Origin of the sequence: Cupriavidus phytohabitans, assembly GCF_017815025.1 — a bacterium.
Classification (GTDB): Bacteria; Pseudomonadota; Gammaproteobacteria; order Burkholderiales; family Burkholderiaceae; genus Cupriavidus.
On record NZ_JAGIQB010000254.1, the window covers coordinates 1 to 492 of the forward strand.

A 492-nucleotide genomic window follows, 5' to 3' on the forward strand; every position below is an offset into this window, starting at 1 on the left:
GGTGCCGGTGCCGGTGCCGATGGTGGGATTCCACTGGTCATAGCCCGCTGTCGCGGCGAACGGGCCGAACGTGTAAGCCAGCGCCCCGCCATAGGCGGTGTCGCGTCGGAACTGCCCGGGGACTTCGCCATTGCCGCCGATCGGAATGGGGAATCCTACCGAGGCGGGCAAGGCAACCCCGACGCCGAAGGACCAGTGCGCGAGCGCCGTCAGTCCCCCGAACTTCCCGGAGTACTTGACGGTGTTGTCCGCGCGGTAGTTGGGCCCGGATTGCATGACGACCGGCTCATACTGTGTGGCATAGGCGGTCGGAGAGAAGTTGGCCAGCGCCTCGAACATCGAGGTGTATTGCCGGCCAAGGCTGACCTGGCCGAAACGGTCGCTTTGGACGCCCACGTATGCCTGGCGGCCGAACAGCCGGCCGCTTTGCTGCGACAAGCCGTTGTCGATGCCGAAGCCGCTTTCGAGCACGAAGAGAGCCTTGATGCCGCC

1 protein-coding gene is annotated in these 492 nt (G+C 65.9%); it reads right to left on the bottom strand.

The genetic code is table 11. The features are described from left to right. Window positions 1-492, bottom strand: a 492-nt coding sequence (locus J8I34_RS34385) for a porin (protein ID WP_209808627.1), incomplete at both ends; no start/stop codon positions are given.